16 protein-coding genes, 1 pseudogene and 1 riboswitch are annotated in these 17,173 nt (G+C 34.9%); of the genes and pseudogenes, 9 read left to right on the top strand and 8 right to left on the bottom strand.

Going from position 1 to position 17,173, the window contains the following annotated elements; genetic code table 11:
- Positions 1–520: 520 nt before the first annotated feature.
- From R4Z10_RS08730 to R4Z10_RS08720, 3 genes and pseudogenes are all read right to left on the bottom strand, one after another.
- Positions 521–1,627, bottom strand: coding sequence for a DUF456 domain-containing protein (locus R4Z10_RS08730; RefSeq protein ID WP_338472792.1), 1,107 nt, complete (start codon positions 1,625–1,627; stop codon positions 521–523).
- A gap of 9 nt (positions 1,628–1,636) precedes the next feature.
- Positions 1,637–2,128, bottom strand: a complete 492-nt coding sequence (locus R4Z10_RS08725; protein ID WP_338472791.1) for a hypothetical protein — start codon at positions 2,126–2,128, stop codon at positions 1,637–1,639.
- A 414-nt stretch (positions 2,129–2,542) separates the two neighbouring features.
- A pseudogene (locus R4Z10_RS08720) lies at positions 2,543–2,816 on the bottom strand (HU family DNA-binding protein).
- A 935-nt stretch (positions 2,817–3,751) separates the two neighbouring features.
- Between R4Z10_RS08720 and R4Z10_RS08715 the strand changes: the two are divergent.
- From R4Z10_RS08715 to R4Z10_RS08700, 4 genes are all read left to right on the top strand, one after another.
- Entirely contained in the window at positions 3,752–4,480 is a 729-nt protein-coding gene (locus tag R4Z10_RS08715) for an amino acid ABC transporter ATP-binding protein (RefSeq protein WP_338472790.1), read from the top strand.
- Between the two features lie 18 nt (positions 4,481–4,498).
- Positions 4,499–5,311 carry an ABC transporter substrate-binding protein gene (locus tag R4Z10_RS08710; protein ID WP_338472789.1) on the top strand — a complete coding sequence of 271 codons (813 nt, stop codon included), beginning with the start codon at positions 4,499–4,501 and terminating at the stop codon, positions 5,309–5,311.
- A 72-nt stretch (positions 5,312–5,383) separates the two neighbouring features.
- On the top strand, positions 5,384–6,034 hold the full coding sequence (locus R4Z10_RS08705) for an amino acid ABC transporter permease (RefSeq protein WP_338472788.1): 651 nt from the start codon (positions 5,384–5,386) through the stop codon (positions 6,032–6,034).
- Positions 6,035–6,049: 15 nt separating this feature from the next.
- Entirely contained in the window at positions 6,050–6,700 is a 651-nt protein-coding gene (locus R4Z10_RS08700; protein ID WP_338472787.1) for an amino acid ABC transporter permease, read from the top strand.
- Positions 6,701–7,012: 312 nt separating this feature from the next.
- Here R4Z10_RS08700 and R4Z10_RS08695 read toward each other — a convergent pair whose 3' ends face one another.
- Complete coding sequence (locus tag R4Z10_RS08695; protein ID WP_338473199.1) at positions 7,013–7,285, bottom strand: HU family DNA-binding protein; 273 nt, start codon at positions 7,283–7,285, stop codon at positions 7,013–7,015.
- 733 nt (positions 7,286–8,018) lie between these two features.
- On the opposite strand from R4Z10_RS08695, the gene R4Z10_RS08690 reads away from it, so the two are divergent.
- Positions 8,019–8,312 carry a hypothetical protein gene (locus R4Z10_RS08690; RefSeq protein ID WP_338472786.1) on the top strand — a complete coding sequence of 98 codons (294 nt, stop codon included), beginning with the start codon at positions 8,019–8,021 and terminating at the stop codon, positions 8,310–8,312.
- Between the two features lie 841 nt (positions 8,313–9,153).
- On the opposite strand, the gene R4Z10_RS08685 is transcribed toward R4Z10_RS08690, so the two are convergent.
- Together R4Z10_RS08685 and R4Z10_RS08680 are read right to left on the bottom strand one after the other, a co-directional pair.
- The gene (locus R4Z10_RS08685; protein WP_338472785.1) at positions 9,154–9,648 is read right to left on the bottom strand and encodes a hypothetical protein; all 495 of its coding nucleotides are present in this window, start codon (positions 9,646–9,648) and stop codon (positions 9,154–9,156) included.
- A gap of 18 nt (positions 9,649–9,666) precedes the next feature.
- The gene (locus R4Z10_RS08680; protein WP_338473198.1) at positions 9,667–9,792 is read right to left on the bottom strand and encodes a JAB domain-containing protein; all 126 of its coding nucleotides are present in this window, start codon (positions 9,790–9,792) and stop codon (positions 9,667–9,669) included.
- A gap of 513 nt (positions 9,793–10,305) precedes the next feature.
- Here R4Z10_RS08680 and R4Z10_RS08675 point away from each other — a divergent pair.
- Positions 10,306–10,695, top strand: coding sequence for a sporulation protein (locus R4Z10_RS08675; protein WP_338472784.1), 390 nt, complete (start codon positions 10,306–10,308; stop codon positions 10,693–10,695).
- A gap of 228 nt (positions 10,696–10,923) precedes the next feature.
- On the top strand, positions 10,924–11,127 hold the full coding sequence (locus R4Z10_RS08670; RefSeq protein WP_338472783.1) for a hypothetical protein: 204 nt from the start codon (positions 10,924–10,926) through the stop codon (positions 11,125–11,127).
- On the opposite strand, the gene R4Z10_RS08665 is transcribed toward R4Z10_RS08670, so the two are convergent.
- Positions 11,124–11,954 carry a protein kinase gene (locus R4Z10_RS08665; protein WP_338472782.1) on the bottom strand — a complete coding sequence of 277 codons (831 nt, stop codon included), beginning with the start codon at positions 11,952–11,954 and terminating at the stop codon, positions 11,124–11,126. The genes R4Z10_RS08670 and R4Z10_RS08665 overlap by 4 nt on opposite strands.
- Before the next feature lie 464 nt (positions 11,955–12,418).
- Between R4Z10_RS08665 and R4Z10_RS08660 the strand changes: the two genes are divergently transcribed.
- Complete coding sequence (locus tag R4Z10_RS08660) at positions 12,419–13,090, top strand: PIG-L family deacetylase (protein WP_338472781.1); 672 nt, start codon at positions 12,419–12,421, stop codon at positions 13,088–13,090.
- Between the two features lie 1,449 nt (positions 13,091–14,539).
- Here the strand turns inward: R4Z10_RS08660 and thiT are convergent.
- Complete coding sequence (thiT, locus tag R4Z10_RS08655) at positions 14,540–15,139, bottom strand: energy-coupled thiamine transporter ThiT (protein ID WP_338472780.1); 600 nt, start codon at positions 15,137–15,139, stop codon at positions 14,540–14,542.
- Positions 15,140–15,204: 65 nt separating this feature from the next.
- Positions 15,205–15,305, bottom strand: a riboswitch (TPP riboswitch).
- A 513-nt stretch (positions 15,306–15,818) separates the two neighbouring features.
- Here thiT and R4Z10_RS08650 point away from each other — a divergent pair.
- Positions 15,819–16,859, top strand: a complete 1,041-nt coding sequence (locus R4Z10_RS08650; RefSeq protein WP_338472779.1) for a metal ABC transporter substrate-binding protein — start codon at positions 15,819–15,821, stop codon at positions 16,857–16,859.
- Positions 16,860–17,173 lie beyond the last annotated feature (314 nt).

Here is a 17,173-nt window from a genome sequence, read left to right as displayed (position 1 = left end):
ATTAACAATTTTCGGGAAAAGTCTCCAATTCAATCGAGAGAGAGCTGCATGATAGGGGTGGCACTCCACATGCGTAGTTTGTGGAAACATGTATATTGATTTCCTCGAAAGTAAATACATTATCTTATTTTTTGTTATATTAAATTTGGCATACTATCACATCTCAAATCTTACTAATTTACATTAATTACACCGATTGATTTCTCTCAAAATACCGGTCACGCTCTGGTCACATCGTGGTCACACACTATCGAAAACTACCGGAAACCACAGTTCATTTAAATTTCAAAAATCCGCTTTAATCCTTGATATAAAGGCATTTACGGACAATGTTGAAAACTAGAGGAAATCTTACCCTCTACTCTAGCAGCGTAGAGCTTTTCCCCTCGATTTTTTCCTCGATTTTTCGTGTATTTTAATATATTTGCTCCTAGATTTCGGATTCCTACTTATTAAAGAAGGTTTGAGATTGAATTACAAAGCGAGAATTAAGTTGCGAAAGTGACTTAATAGAAAAAGGTTATAGTTGTTGTAAATATAAGTTGCCTTTTCTATATTCAAGAGCTAAGTTATGGATTCTCTCCATATTTTTAAAATAGAAAATATCCTCTTCACTAAGCCTTAGTAGATTGTATGCTAAACTCAATGAGTAAGGTGCAATTTTCTTATTAATTATACTTCCTAATACTACTCCACTTATTCCCCCGATAGCTGTACCAACCCCAGGGGTAACTGCCGTTCCCAACGAAGACCCAGCTATACCTAAAATAGTATTTACACCAAATCTTGAAAATAGAATTAACACTTTTACTGCACCTAAACGGGCCTTATCAGTAGTTTGTACTTTTTTAAAATCTCTGTTTACCGTGGCAAGATCTAATAGCAATCTTATTCCCAAAATTATTTCTGTTGAATATGGTGCTAAGGCAAAAATTTCATCTGGTACATCTATTCCAAGATTTTCTCTCAATGTTTCCAGTCCATCTTTTACTCCTTGTGTAAATTCATAATCAGAAATGACAATCGGTATAAATTGTTCTTTCAATTCAGGCTTTTCAGCAAGAATTTTTTCTCTTATTTCTGTACTTGTAGCATAATATACATTTGGATTATCTTGCATAGTTTTTGATAGGTTATTTGCTTGAGTAGAAGCCATCATTTTTACTTGTACTAATATTTCTTCCCCCGTTTCAGGATTAATCCCTTTAATATCCCATACTGGTTGATTAGCTATTTCCGAGATTGTAAAGTTATAATCTGGGTATCTTTGAGTTAAATTATCTTGAACATGATACTCAAAAAATTTACCCTTAACACCGTTCACGAGTCCTAAAACAGAGCCTTCTCCCTTGTTATAAACCTCTGCATACTTATCATATAATGAAACCCCACTTTTAAACATTTGTGGATACTGAGAAGCATAGGCCTCAAACAATTCATCTGGAATATTTCTTGTTTCGAGTATCTGGTATCCAATAATTGATGAATAAATACCGGCTTGTACCATTACATCTCGGTCCTTTAATTCCTCTAACATTGAAAACATTTCTTCAATAGAAATGTTGTTTTGATAAGACTCTGACTTAGGAACTTGTTTCAAGAAATCCACCATTTTGTAAGATTCCATAGGTTCACCTCATATTATGATTCCAATTATAGATAAGATAATTGCACCTACTACTCCAATACTAATTAATAAGTTATTATTGCTTTTTTTAGTTATGTTATGGTTCTCTTCTTCAATTTTAATTTTTGTATCTTCGATTTCTCGCTGGAGCTTATTTAACTTTAGTTTTGCATCTTGTATTTGATGGCCTTGCTCGCCAATCAAATTTTGATATTTTTCGTATTTAATAATTTCTTCATATAGATTATCTATTTTCTTCTCAACCTTTGAATTAAGTTGTTTCAAATTATTAATATTATTTTCAAAATGTTTATAAATAGCATTCATATTTGATTGCAATGAGGCAATAGTGGTTAAATTTTTTTCAAATTGATAAGTTAAGTCTGTAATCAATTCATGATTTTTAACTACCCTTGGTATCAATTCTTTATTTATCTGATCTTGTTCCTCCCAAAACCTTACTTTTTCTGCTATCTTTACTTCGTTGTCTACTTTACTCAAATAAATCACCTTCCTTACTGCAATTTTAATTGAGAAAAATAAATGCGTTAGGTTTATCCGATGCAAGTCATTATAGGATTTATCACTATTAAATAAAATCCCGACATGAACATTACTTTATTACCCTTTTTAAAGTAGATATAGGCATCCCAAAGTCAATTGTTACTTATTAAACAACCTTTTTACAATACGAAGTACAAATCTTCCTTATCTATATCGAATCATCTATTAATTTCTTGATTACTTGTAATCCCTATTCCTGCAACAAAGAAAAAACTGTCTTTTCCTCCCCGGCATTTCCGTTTAGTCAAACAGATTGAAACAATTATGAACAAGTCATATTAAATAAATTAAAAATAAAAATACCCTGGCTTTGAATCCCCAGAATATTTTATATTATTAATTTATTTTTTTTTATTTAACGGCTTCTTTTAATTCTTTTCCTGGTTTAAAAGCCGGAACTTTAGAAGCAGCAATCTCAATTTCTTCACCGGTTTGTGGATTACGACCTTTTCGAGTTGAGGGTTCACGTACTTCAAACGTTCCAAATCCAACTAATTGGAGTTTTTTCTCCTTCAGCAAGTGTGTTAGAAATCGTATCAAATAATGCCTCAACTGCTTTTGTAGCATCTTTCTGTGTCAGTTCAGCTTGTGTTGCCACAGCTTTTACTAAATCTATTTTATTCATTCTTATACACCTCTATTTTTTTGATATGTAAGAACAAAAGGGCTGAAAACTTTCATTCATAACTTCTAATAACCCCCAACAAAACAATGAGGTTTTAGAGTAGTTTAAAGTAAAGGGCTCGATGCCCTGAAGCCGTTATAATAAAGCAAATAATTCTAAATCTGCTAAAAGCAAGTTTAGAATTAGAAGCGAACTGTATTAAGGCGAAGCCGTATACAGTCGGGTTTATGGGGGTTCAATGCCCCTATAAACCCGTCTTCCTTGCCTTTGACCTTAAAGGTTTTCGGCTCGTTCGGTATGGCGGCTTGCCGTAAATGGAACAGGAACCTACGGAATGTAGGCGTTAGCCGTACAGACCGTGGTTATCGGGCCATTTAATACCGAAGCGACACGTACAGAATGACAGAAAGCGTCCTTTGCTTTCTGATCAATCTGTAGTGCTGCCGCCCAATGTCCATTCTTTTCCTATGTACTGGACTTAACAACCCTATTCATTAACCGAATGAAACGTGCGACCTCCCTGCGGTTGGCAAACTTTTCCTCTCTAATCTTGTAATCTATAAAACATGCGCGCTGTCGTTTAAATTGATGATTTGTGCAACAATCGCGTCCTTCGTATTATAAGTTCATCCAGAATATATATCTGGTTGGCCGATTTGAATTAGGTTATAGATAGAGAGAAGCTTGGCTTCAAAAGCAAATATAAAAGGTGTTAGCATGATAACGGGACCGCTGGCAGATCTCAAAGAAATTGATAGAATAAAGGTAATATTATAAAAATAAAACTAGTTTGATATTTACTTAATGAAGAATGAATTGTAATATATTAATAATCTTGTCAATTATTTTTATATTCTAATTTTAGTTAATAATTTCCATTTTCCAACATCTAGACAGATTCTTACATAGTAAATACAACGTGAAGGAGGTTTGGCATGATTCAGTTTGATTCCGTAAACAAGTATTATGGAGACTTTCATGTTCTTAAAAATATTAATCTAGAAATTCAAAAGGGAGAAGTGGTCGTGGTCATCGGTCCATCTGGATCAGGGAAAAGTACGTTGCTTCGCTGTATTAATCACCTGGAAACCATCACTGATGGAGAATTGTCTGTTGATGGTGTAAAAGTCAATGACAAAAAAACAAACATCAATGAGCTGAGGCGAAATATTGGAATGGTATTCCAACATTTTAATTTATATCCTCATAAAACAGTTCTGGATAACATCACCATTGCACCGACCATGGTGTTAAAACAGTCAAAAGAGGACGCGGAAAAAACAGCCAGATACTATCTTGAAAAAGTGGGAATCCCTGATAAAGCAGGTTCATATCCATCGCAGCTATCAGGGGGTCAGCAGCAACGGGTGGCCATTGCCAGGGGATTGGCCATGAAGCCTGAAATTATGTTGTTTGATGAGCCTACATCGGCACTTGACCCAGAGATGATTGGTGAAGTACTGGATGTTATGAAAACCTTGGCAATGGAAGGGATGACGATGGTCGTCGTTACCCATGAAATGGGCTTTGCCAAAGAAGTGGCGGACCGCATTATTTTTATGGACCAAGGGAGAATTTTGGAAGAAGGGAAACCAGCTGATTTTTACACGAATCCAAAAGAAGAAAGAGCTCGTGTATTTCTTAGCCGTATTTTAAATCATTAAAAAATAAGGGGGATTCACATGTTTAAGAGTAAAGCAAGTAAACTTGCCGGTGTTCTTTTATTATCGGCATCCATGCTGCTTGCGGCATGCGGTAAAAGCGATGAAAAAACGTCAGGTACAGCCACAAATGGGCTGGACCAAATTAAAGAGAGAGACAAAATTGTTGTCGGCGTCAAATATGATACACGATTATTTGGACTTAAGAATCCTTCTACTGGAGAAGTCGAAGGTTTTGATATTGATATTTCTAAAGAGTTGGCAAAAGAAATCCTTGGTGATGAGAAAAAGATTGAATTTAAAGAGGTTACCTCCAAAACTCGTATTCCAATGTTAAATAATGGCGATATCGATATGATTGTGGCCACCATGACGATTTCAGAGGAACGTAAAAAAGAGGTTGATTTCTCTGATGTTTACTTTGATGCCGGCCAATCCCTTCTTGTCAAAAAAGGAAGCCCAATAAAAAGCATCGAGGATTTGAATAAGGGAACTAAGGTTCTTGCGGTGAAAGGCTCCACTTCTGCCCTGAACATTCGTGAAAAAGCGCCAGATACAACTGTTTTGGAATTTGAAAACTATACAGAAGCTTTCACTGCGTTAAAATCCGGTCAAGGTGATGCCCTGACAACGGATGATTCCATCCTCTACGGAATGGCAGATCAAGATTCTAACTATCAATTGGTTGGCGGAACTTTTACAGACGAGCCTTACGGAATTGCTGTTAAAAAAGGAAATAAAGAATTAGTCGACGCCATCAATGATGCGTTAAAGAAGATGAAAGACAACGGAAAGTACGATGAAATCCATAAAAAATGGATCAAAGCCAACTAACATCGGTTGATATTAGGATGAGCGCGAGTGTGCTCATCCTGACCACTTCTTACGAAAAAGGGGAAGATCTATATGCTTGATTTTTCAATACTAATCGATAATCTCGATACATATTTGGAAGGTTTTAAAAATACGATATTTGCCAGCCTCATTGGTCTGGTTGGGAGTTTTGTCATTGGTGTGATTGTGGCCGTTATGAGAATTGCCCCGATTAAACCGTTAAATTGGATTGGTACCGCATATGTGGAGTTTATTAGAAATATTCCTCTTCTTATCATCGCCTTCTTTTTCTATGTTGGTCTTCCTGCCGTAGGAGTCACGTTGACCGGATTCGTCGCAGGTACGATTGCCCTTTCCATTTATACCGCTTCCTTTATTGCCGAAGCGATACGGGCTGGAATACAATCTGTTCCGAAAGGGCAAATGGAGGCAGCCAGATCATCGGGTCTTAGCTATCTCCAGGCAATGAAGACGATTATTTTGCCGCAGGCTATGAAAATCGTGATTCCGCCGATTGGCAACCAGTTTATTAATCTTGTAAAAAACTCATCTATCTTAGGAATCATTGCAGGGTTGGATTTAATGTACTTTGGGGATATTGTTTCCTCCCAAACATTTGTTACATTTGATGTGTATATTTTTGTCGGACTCTTCTATCTTGTGTTGACGATACCATTAAGTCTTGGCGTTGGGTATTTGGAAAAACGCCTGGCGAGAAGTTAGTAAGGAGGGGAATTTATGGATATTGCAGGAGCTCTTTCAGTCGATCATTTAACATTCCTCGTCGATGGTTTTTGGGTGACATTATACATTGCATTTATTTCGATTGTATTAAGTTTTATTATTGGGATTCTATTAGGGACATTACGGTATGCCAAGATTCCGATTGTCTCGTGGGTTGTGGCCGTCTTTATTGAGGCGATTCGGAATATGCCGCTTTTGCTGATTATTTTCTTTACCTTTTTTGCACTCCCGGAAGTAGGGCTCAAGCTTAGCGTGACGGCTGCAGCGATCACGGCTTTGACGGTGTTTGAATCGGCGATGCTGGCGGAGATTGTCCGGGGAGGCATGAATTCCATCGATAAAGGTCAAATCGAAGCAGCACGTTCATCGGGATTGACCTACATCCAAACATTACGGCATATTGTCATGCCACAAGCCCTTCGGAGAATGATCCCTCCGATCGTCAGCCAATTTATTTCGTTATTGAAGGACACTTCCTTATGCGTCATCATTGCCTTACCGGAATTAATGCACAATGCCCAAATCATCTATGCACAAAACGTTAACTTTATTATTCCGGTCTTTATTCTTGTCGCACTCATGTACTTCATCGTCAACTACTGCCTGTCCCTAGTAGCACGCAGACTAGAAAGCAAGCAAGCGTAGGGCCATGGAGACGGTTCTGCCGGTTTTTTGGGGATCAAAAAGCGAACAAAAAGAGCCGTGAGAACATAAATTTTTGTTACAACCAGATTGCTATTTTTCTAATCCCTCTAATCAGTTAGTAGAGACGTAACAAAAACGACCATTTTTGTTACAAGAAATATTTTGTTAGGTTGTTCAATTCTTTGGTTAAATTACGCCGAAAATATATATTGGATAAAAACCTGTACCTTTTCGGATCAGTGAAATAAATAGTTATAATAAAAATACTCTGGACTCAATTTCAATCCAGAGTATTCTTCACTTTACAAAATTTTATTTAACGGCTTCTTTTAATTCTTTTCCTGGTTTAAAAGCCGGAACTTTAGAAGCTGCAATCTCAATTTCTTCACCGGTTTGTGGATTACGTCCTTTTCTAGCAGAACGGTCACGTACTTCAAACGTTCCAAATCCAACTAATTGAATTTTTTCTTCTTGAGCAAGTGTGTTAGAAATCGTATCAAATAACGCATCAACTGCTTTTGTTGCATCTTTCTGTGTCAGTTCAGCTTGTGTTGCCACAGCTTTTACTAAATCTGGTTTATTAATTCTTATACACCTCTATTTTTCTATTTTTATATGTAAGAACTACAAATATAGCATATAGTAGAATAGTATTCTGTTTCAATCAATACCCTATGAAATGCTCCAAAAATCTTTATCCACAATTTCTAACAGATAATCCCTCACCTAACAAAACAATTGTTTGTTAAAACCATTTACAGGCTACCTTCGGTGGCATGTAAGAACCATTCGAAGTAAAAGTCGTCTTCTCATGAACCTTACATGTACATAAAAACTTGGAAATTTTAAGGGCTCTTTTTCGTTTTGTGAAAACAAGTTAGTCTCTCTTCTTATTACACTTCAGGATTTACAAATATAGTTACTTGAACGTCATTAAGGATTTATCATGTTGTCGATCTAAGTGTTGGATCTTTGGCTACCTTTTATATGCTGATTGATTAGATAACTGATTAAACAAATAGGATAGGTAAGGACTCAGTTCAAATTGATCATTACAAACAAAATTTGATATAGTTAATTTTCCTTCTTTAGACATCTATTTTCCCCTCCCTGCTAACCTCGTTATATATTCTTTCCAAACTACTATTCTTTTATACATACAAATTAACAAAACACCTCTTCTAAGAATAAAATTACTCATTAACTCAAAATTCAATACTTAAGATGTTTCCATTGTGCATAGTAGTGAAGAAAAAGGAAAATAGAAGTATTTACTTTCCTCTTTTATCTTTTACAATAAAAAGAAGGAGGTAGAAACATGTTCAAAAGAATAATCATCCTTGTGGCGCTGTCATCCATTTTATTATTATTATTAGTAAGAGGTCATACAGCTACTCCTGTCAACAATACAATTAATAAAAATATGATCGAATACACGATTACCAAGATTGATGGTGATCATTATTATGGAAAAAGTGAGGACGGGACCGAGATTCGTTTTTCTGATGAAAACATCCTTTCGGGTGATAATATACAGGTTCATGATGACGTAATAGGGTATTTAGAAAAAAATAGTTTAGGTAAAACAGTAGTCAAAGTGGAGAAGAAATAATATCCCAAGGTGCTGCTTTTGCCTACTGAAAACGAGGGCATATTACCCGCCTATTCTCATTTCATCTATAGGGTTGTATTTTGCAGAGAAAAAATCCACAAAGTTGCAATTACAAATGAAGAATTTCGCTTGACATGGAGCCTCATAGGCATGCATTATTAGACAAGAAGCCAGTAGCCATAAGGTTTAGCTATGCCAAAAAGGCTAGCATGCCCACGTCTCCATGTAAAGTTGCAGTGTAATTTTTTCTATGCAATACTATGCACTTTTATTTTGCAAAACACTTTCTCATTATTATGAAAAAAAATAAAGTGATGAAGTTAATTACTATTTTAATTTTAACTTATTAGATTTAGAAAACAGCTATGATGTAGGTCTTAATAAAGAGGATGATTATATTAAAGATAAATTAATTAAACTTCCTATCTTGTAAACGGCAAATAGCTTGTCGAGAGGTATCTTTAATGGTATCCAGCAATCATCGCTGTTTTGCCATTACGCTGTATTTCTTCCATCACTGGGAGAACGGATTGTATATAAATACCAAATTGTTGAATAAGTTTATGTGTTCAAAAGACAACAGCTGGACCGGAAATCGTTGCTAGCACACCATCCTGGAATGGCTTCGAAGAATTGAACGTTTTCAAGTTCAATGCCCTTCTCTTGAATCCCTGAACGATAGCTTCGGCTAATGTTTGAAAACCCCTTTTCTTAAACCTGTAATAAACACACCATCATATTGATAATTAATAACCTTAATCCATGAGTGACTTTAGCTTGCCTACCTCAGAATAGGAATTCTTACACTTCAGTACAATCCCTTCATTCCTGAATACAACTTCTATAGACGCCTTTTTTCCTGTTCCATATATCTAAAAGCAGTTGCTCGGGACCAATATTTCGTACCACCAATCAACAAATCAGGTTGAGGAATTTTTCCTCGCTCGTAATATAAATTGACCTTTTGCCTGTCATACCTTAAGCCTTGATCTGTTAAAAACTGTGCAAATTGAGTTAAATTCAGATAATCAGAGCCATTTTTAATAATCGCAAAGGAAGGATTTTGAATTAAAAACGTCTCCTCCCGGAAGAATTGAGTGATCAACTCTAGAGCCCATTCTAACCAATCATTATCTAAATGTTTATAAAGGCATGCTAAATCAAAATGAGCTTCATCTGGATCTTCAAAAAACAAAGCTAATTGTAAAAAGACGCCCCCCACCGAATCTAAAGATTGTGTATCTTCACCTGCCACTAGCCCACTTCCAGTCATCTCCAACACTTTTTCTTCTAAACTCGAAAACTTTTCAACAATACGCTTGGTTGTATTTTTCATTTAATCTCCCCTTCTGTTTTAGATATATCCCTTTTCTTTCATGCTGTAGTAATACCCAACATCTGCATTAACGATAACATCTAGTACCTCTATTCCTAAAATCTTTCCGCGTTCTGTTACATCAGTATCTTCTTTGCTTGGGATGGAACCGTTATCTTGAATAAGGGAAATGGCAAATTATGTTAGAATGAAAGTAAATCTGATATTAATAGGGAAGAATAATTTAAACGGTTGTTTTTGATAGCGTTCCGATAATTTTAGGCGGTCACGAATTGCCAGAATTGAAGTTAATATTTGACATGTTTATAGAGAATATATTATATTAGCTTTAATTGGTTGAATAGTTCTCCTAAAGGGGAGTAGCTTTTACAATAAAGTCGTCATTACAGAGTGTTATCACTCTCGGCTTTGTTGGCAACATAACGTTGTTAGCAAGACCTTTACCAATAGATAAAGGTCTTTATGTGTATAAAAAACCTTTACCTGTTGGTAAAGGTTTTTTTATTTAGCCAATTTTGGTAGGAAGGGAAGTATGGAATATAGATAGTATTTAATTTTTGAAAGATAAGGCACGAATCGAAAAACCTATTGATGAATAATTTATAAAGTCTAAATTAAGTATTAAATAATGGTAAAAATAATTCAGGAGGGTATCTGTTGATACTGAGAAAATACATGTCTCTTTTAGGAGTAGGTTCCGCACAAATCAATCTTATCTTGCAAAAGGAAACGTATTATAAGCCTGGTGATCCCGTTCATGGGTATTTCCTGATCAAAGGTGGTGTAATTAAACAACAATTAAAAAGAATTGACTGTGATTTGGTTGTTAGTGATCAAACTACAAATGAAGAAAAAGTAATCGATGCAACAACTATTTTAACATCAACACTTATTCATTCAGGAGAATTTAAAAAAATTCCTTTTTCCTTTCAGATACCTGCTAATGCCCTAGCTTCAACACAAGAAATATCCTACCATTTTAAAACAAAGCTCACTTTTAACGAAGGAGTAGTAAGTACAGATCATGATATCATTCAAGTTATCTAATTTCCCTTTTTAGATTATCAAATTGAGTTTATTCATTAAATTAAAAACGATGAATCTTATATTTAGTGCATCCGTATAAAATATATACTTGGATTCTATGTGGATAACTGATTTAATTCATGAGACTTTGGACAAGTATAGTTAGGCCAGACTTTGCCAAGTCTAGTACTAATTTTTAATTTTTTATCAGACTAAACAAAAAGCTAAAAAAATGAAAAGAGGTAAAAAATGTTTAAAAAAATCATAAAACAAATTAAGCAACTTTCCCAAGGTAGCAGCGAGCGAAGACATGACCGTTATCGAAGAGGCAGCAGTAGTGACAGAAGAAATCGTTATTATCACCGAGACAGTAGTAGTAGTAACCGACGGTATAAACGATCTCCGATGAGTGGAAGTAACTACTACAAACGAAAAGGCCGAAGCAGTAGCTAATCCTCTTTTCTATTATTAATTGACTTTTCAGTTGCTTTAAGGGCAGCCTGAAGGTCAGTTGAAATTTCACTAGTATTTGAGTAAGGTTCCTTAATTTGTAGTAGTCTTTTTAACAAATAAGCAGTTTCATTTTCTAAAGAAAGTTCTTCCGTCCAAGGAAGGGCTTTTCTGTTTTTGGAAGAGTAGTTCGTATAAAGTAAATATAAAAGGATTTCTCCTAAATCATAATAGTCCTGCTGTTTCATATCTAGAATTTCGTCTTGTTGGTTAGGTGAAGAATGAATAGGTGAGTGCAATGGATCAACTGTGACTCTATGCTTTGACAAACCAAAATCGATCAAAAAAAGGTCCTTGTTATTTAGTAACATGTTTGGAATACGTAAATCTTGATGGTAAATATCTTTTTTGTGAAGATAATTTACTAATTCAAGCAGTTGAGAAACAACTAGTAAAGACTCTTTCTCGTTAAAAGTATTTTTTCTAAAAAAGATTTGGTCTTCTAGATTATCTCCTTCAATAAAACTCATGACATAAAATAAGGATCCGTTATTTGAAAAGGATTCAAATAACTTCGGTATGTTTTTGTGGTCAAGCTTACGCAAAACCGAGATTTCATGTTCAAACATCTCCACCTCTTTATGACGCTTGCTTGGACGAAGCTGTTTGACCACTCTATTCTCGTTTGTTTTTAAATCTTTGCACAGATAAACAATCCCATAGCTTCCAGTTCCTATAACGCTCAATACCTCATAGCGATCCTTCAGAACTACTCCTTTTTTAATGGGTTTGTCTACAAATAATTGAAATAACTTTCGAATTGAACGCAAAATAGAGACCCCCTTTCAACCTGCAAGTAATTACTCTACTTATTTCCAGTTCATTACGTTGAATGCCCCTATAAAACCGTCTTCCTTGCCTTTAACACTCACTCTTTTAATTAAGATAAATTGCTAGGATTCACATGAATTTGAATTAAAGTTAATTTAAATTATACCAATACATTTTACTGTCAGGTTTGTTAGCAACAAAAATAACACGTATTTTTAAACGTGTTCAAGAATCTTTATCTTTAAAACTCAGAATGGCGATCACAAACATACCATAGTCCTATACAGAAGAACGCTTTTTAATGTTATTTATTTCTGTTAAGCTTTTGGAAATTTTTAACTGTGGATAAGTAAGGTTAAAAATATTCTTATAGGGTAAAAGATTATGAATGTATTTAATGTAGAAGTAATACAACTTTTTATAAGGAAGCTGGTTTAGTATTGAAGGAGGCAGTAGAAGATTAATGAAAGACAAGGTATTATATTTAGTGCCCCATGAAGATGATGAATTGCTAATATATGGAGTTAGTATATTGAGCCATCTTTGGGAAGGCTATGATGTTCACGTAGTATTGCTTACAGACGGGAGTGCAGATGGGTCAATAGAAACCGTGAATAGTAAACTATCAACTCCTTTAAGTAGAAAGGAATTCTCTGAAGCGAGAAGACGTGAGTTTAAGCAGAGTACAACAAATTTAGGAGTCAAAGAGAGTAACATACATCTATATAACTATACTGATGGTAAATTACAGGTTGTTGATGTTAAGCGAGTAGCTAGGGGTTTTTTAAATCGATTCCCTGATATTAAATTCAGAGTTCTATCATATCTAGATGAGCATCCTGATCATGCTGCTACAGGAGAAGCATTACAGCAAATGTATGAATCCGGAGAGGTTAGGGATGTTAGATTTTACCTAAAAGAGTTACAATTCAAAGATGAACATAGTCCAGATATCGCTTATGAAAAATACAAACCAGAGTTCGAAGCATTTTTAAAAGCAGCAGCACAATCATACAACCTATGGAACCCTGAACAGGGATGGTACGCCATAGGTCATACATCCGTACCGTCTTTTATGGATGACATAGAAAAAGAACCAGAAAGTAAATATCACGAGCCTGGATACAAGAGATAAGATACACTTATAAATAGGTTGGTTTAGTATTACTATTGGATGGGCCGTAGTAGTTGGAGCAGTGAGTGTTTTAGTGGTTCGAGCCGTAGCTAAAGGTTTCCTAGCCTTTGACCTTAAAGGTTCTCGGCTCGTTCGGTATGGCGGCTTGCCGTAAATGGAACAGAAACCTACGGAATGTAGGCGTCAGCTGTACAGACCGTGGTTATCGGGCCATTTAATACCGAAGCGACACGTACAGAATGACAGAAAGCGTCCTTGGCTTTCTGATCAATCTGTAGTGCTGCCGCCCTAATATTCCTTTTAACGGAAGATGTTGAAATGGTTATTTTATTTAATTTATTCCTTTACACTTAACTGTCAGATTTATCAGCAAAAAAATAACACGTATTTTTTTAACGTGTTTAAGAATCTTTATCTTTATCCTTAACACTCAGAATGGCGATCACAAACATACCAAAGCTAATCATCAAAGATAATACTTCGTAAGTTTCTATTTTACATCGCCCCCTTATCTTCATCCTTCCCAGACCTTGAACTTGTCCTATACAAAAGAAAACTTCTTTAATGTTATTTATTTCTTTAAGCTTTTGAAAGTTATTTTGACTGGAGATAAGTAAGGTCAAAAATATTTCTTGAAAGAGTAAATGATTGTGGAGGTATTAATGCAGAAGAAGATACAAATTTTCGTTGATCACTTTTTACTGAAGATTAAAATAAAGGAAACAAACTTACCTTAAGGCATATAGATAGGGCATGTTCTATAAAAATAATAACTAAAAACATGCCCTTAGATAAGGTATGATACGTCTAACTTTTTTAAAACACCTTTAATTCATTTAAAATCCCTGTCCTCTAGAAAAACTGTCATTAAAACAAACTTATTTCCTTGTAACGAAGTATCACCCTTTGAACTGGAATTAATTGGTGAAACATATAAATTAACACGGTCTCTAGTGTAAAATCACCCATGAAACTGCTACTTTATTTAAAAAGGGTTCAAAACCCATTCAGAACCATTAGTAAGTCAGTTTCGAAAAGGGTTTCGATTAAAAGTATTAATAATATTGAAATATATGAATATAAATTTGTTAAACTGGTAAAACTAATAATGTATTCCCCATTTAGAGCAACTGTTTATTCAAAACAGATGCTCTTTCTTTGTAATTGTGGTTTATCTTTGTAAATCAAATTGAATATAATCCAATTGATAATCACTTGTCGTGCTTACGAGCTTCAGGAATGGGATTAACCCTATTTTTTGGAAAAGGGGACTCAGACTTTTACTGTGAATGTAACGCTGGAATCCCTGTTCTCATAATCAATTCTGATTGTTCCAAGCCGGAGCAACTACCGAAGAAACGAGACCCCTTTAAACACTAGCATGGCATGAAAACTTAGTAGACCTTATTAAAAAAGGACTGCTAATTTCCAAATTATATTGTTCTTCTTTTATAATGCGCTTTTTTGTTGAGTTGTAATAGCTGAGCCTTTTCGATGAATGATTCTAGGTGCTCTACCTAATAAAAGGACTAGTACCACCGAGCATAAGATAAAGGCGCCTAACATTGTTCCTCCATTAACGATAAGTGAATAGAAAACAGGTGACATTCCTTCTGGTGCATATTCCCCCCAGAAAATAACCCCTGCAACAAAATGCCAAAAATAACGAGCTAAACTTCCTACAAATGTTGCTAAGACTATCCAATATATTGCTTTTTTCTTATCACCATTTTGAAAATGTCTTTGAATAATTTTATAAAAAAGTCCAGCCAGTCCGACAAAAGCAAAGGCTAAAAAGTATTCAATAATGAATTGCATGGGTGTAAGAAAGTAAGTATCGCCCATTGCAACTTGCAATAACCCCCATAAAAAACCAGAAAGGAGGCTTACCTTAACGCCCCAACGAAAAGCCAGAATAAAAATAGGTACCATCGCAAACGAAATTGATATCCACGGTGAAAGTTTGATGGAAGGTAATAGATCAAGTATAAATGCAAATACTGCGAAAAAAGCAGCCTCTATCATGGCCAATAACCCTAATTTTTTCATAAAAAAATCTCCCCTTTTCTAACATAAGAAACCTCAAGGAGAGTATATACGCATATAGAAAAATATCCACATGTATTCCACATCCCTGCTCTAGAATTATCTAACAGGTTCAAAGGGTCAGAACGAAACTGTTCACTCTCAGCAAATAGCTCCCCTTGTGATTTCGTTTATTTTTACATAAGTATAACTGAAAAACTATTAAATTAGAAGCTTCCCTTCAGGATTCTTCCCCCTTAAGTATAAATAAAGAAGAATTTTTATAAGGGGTACCCTACCTTTTAATACCTTAATTAGTTAGTAGCAACGTAATAAAAACACCATTTTTATGTCAGCAAGAAATTCCTATATTGGGCCCATTATTTTATCATACAAAAATAAAAACTCTCATTTTTGGAGGAATAGTACTTAAAAAAACTTCGGTTATGATTTTTGACATATAACATTAAGAGAGATGGTATCTAAATGAACTATTATTAAAGCACCCTTTAGAGCAAATCTCATTTAGAAGTTAGCTTCGTCCTCAATCAATTCACGAATTATAGCTGAACAACAAGGAACTTTTATTACTGACGTTAGCGATATTTCGGTTTGCAAATCATAATGATTACTATTTACAATTCGTAATCATTACGATATTATGGAGAACAGTTAATATTTAAGAGGGAGAGGTCAACTCAAAATGAAATTAAAATACATATCATTTGGATTTATTTTAGTCCTATCTATCTTTCTAGTAAGCTGTAACACTAAACAGACTACTACATCTAATGAAAACGAAACAGAAACTAAACAACGGGACGCAGCAGAGACATTAAAGGTTTACACAACGCTTTATCCGTTGGAGGATTTTACGAATAAGATTGGCGGCAAGTATGTAGATGTTGAAAGTATTATGCCTGCTGGAACTGATGCTCACACTTTTGAACCAACAACAAGACAAATGATGACAATAGCAGAAGCAGATGCCTTTATTTATAATGGCTTGGGAATGGAACCTTTTGCTGAAAAAATGGCGGAGGCTCTCGTTAACGAAAAAGTGAAAATGGTAGAAGCTACCCACGGTATTAAAACCATTGCTCATGGTGAAGAACATTCAGAGGAAGCAGCGCACGCTTACAAAGAACTACATTCAGAAGAGGCGCATGAACACGAAGAAGAACAACATTCGGAAAGTAATCCACACGGGCATGACCACGGGGACTTTGACCCTCATGTATGGCTAGATCCTTATCGTTCTATTACTCTCGCTGAAAACATTAAAAATACTCTTGTTGAGTTAAAACCTGATGCAAAAGAAGAGTTTGAAAAAAATTTTGAATCATTAAAAACTGAACTGCAAAAGCTAGACGAAGAGTTTCATCAATTAGCAGAATCTAAGGATAACCCTGAGATGATTGTCTCTCATGCTGCTTATGGATATTGGGAAGACGTTTATGGTATTCATCAAATTCCAGTAACTGGTCTTTCCCCTTCGGTTGAACCATCTCAAAAAGAGCTTGAGATAATTATTCAAATGGCAAATGAAAAACAAATTAAATACATTCTCTTTGAACAAAATGTAACGCCAAGAGTGGCTGAGATAATTCAAAAAGAAATTAATGCTGAACCTCTTTACTTACACAACCTAGAATCTTTAACAGAAGAAGATAGACAAAATGGAGAAGATTATTTTAGCTTAATGAGAAAAAACCTTGAAGCATTAAATAAGGCTTTAAAATAGCAGATAAGGAAGTGCCCATAACAGGTACTTCCTTCCCTTATATGAATACATTTGACTTATAATCAAATAAACTACGTTTTATATATAGAAATGGCTACTATTAGAAAACACTCATTATTCTTCCCACGAGTATCTAAAGTCAGGTTGTAATAATGTGCAGGTAAAATTAAAGTTTATTGTAGATGTTGCGAAGGCAATTTAGGAATAACATTATATTAACAAACAATGGATTATAGCTAATGATTATGTATAGCGAAAAGTAATTTTTATCTAATAATAGACCGTTTTAATTAAACAATGAAAAAAGCCTAATT

The organism is Niallia sp. XMNu-256 (assembly GCF_036670015.1).
In the GTDB taxonomy this organism is placed as follows: Bacteria; Bacillota; Bacilli; order Bacillales; family Cytobacillaceae; genus Bacillus_BD.
The sequence above is the reverse complement of the archived record's forward strand: the minus strand, read 5'-3'. Positions and strand labels throughout refer to the sequence as shown.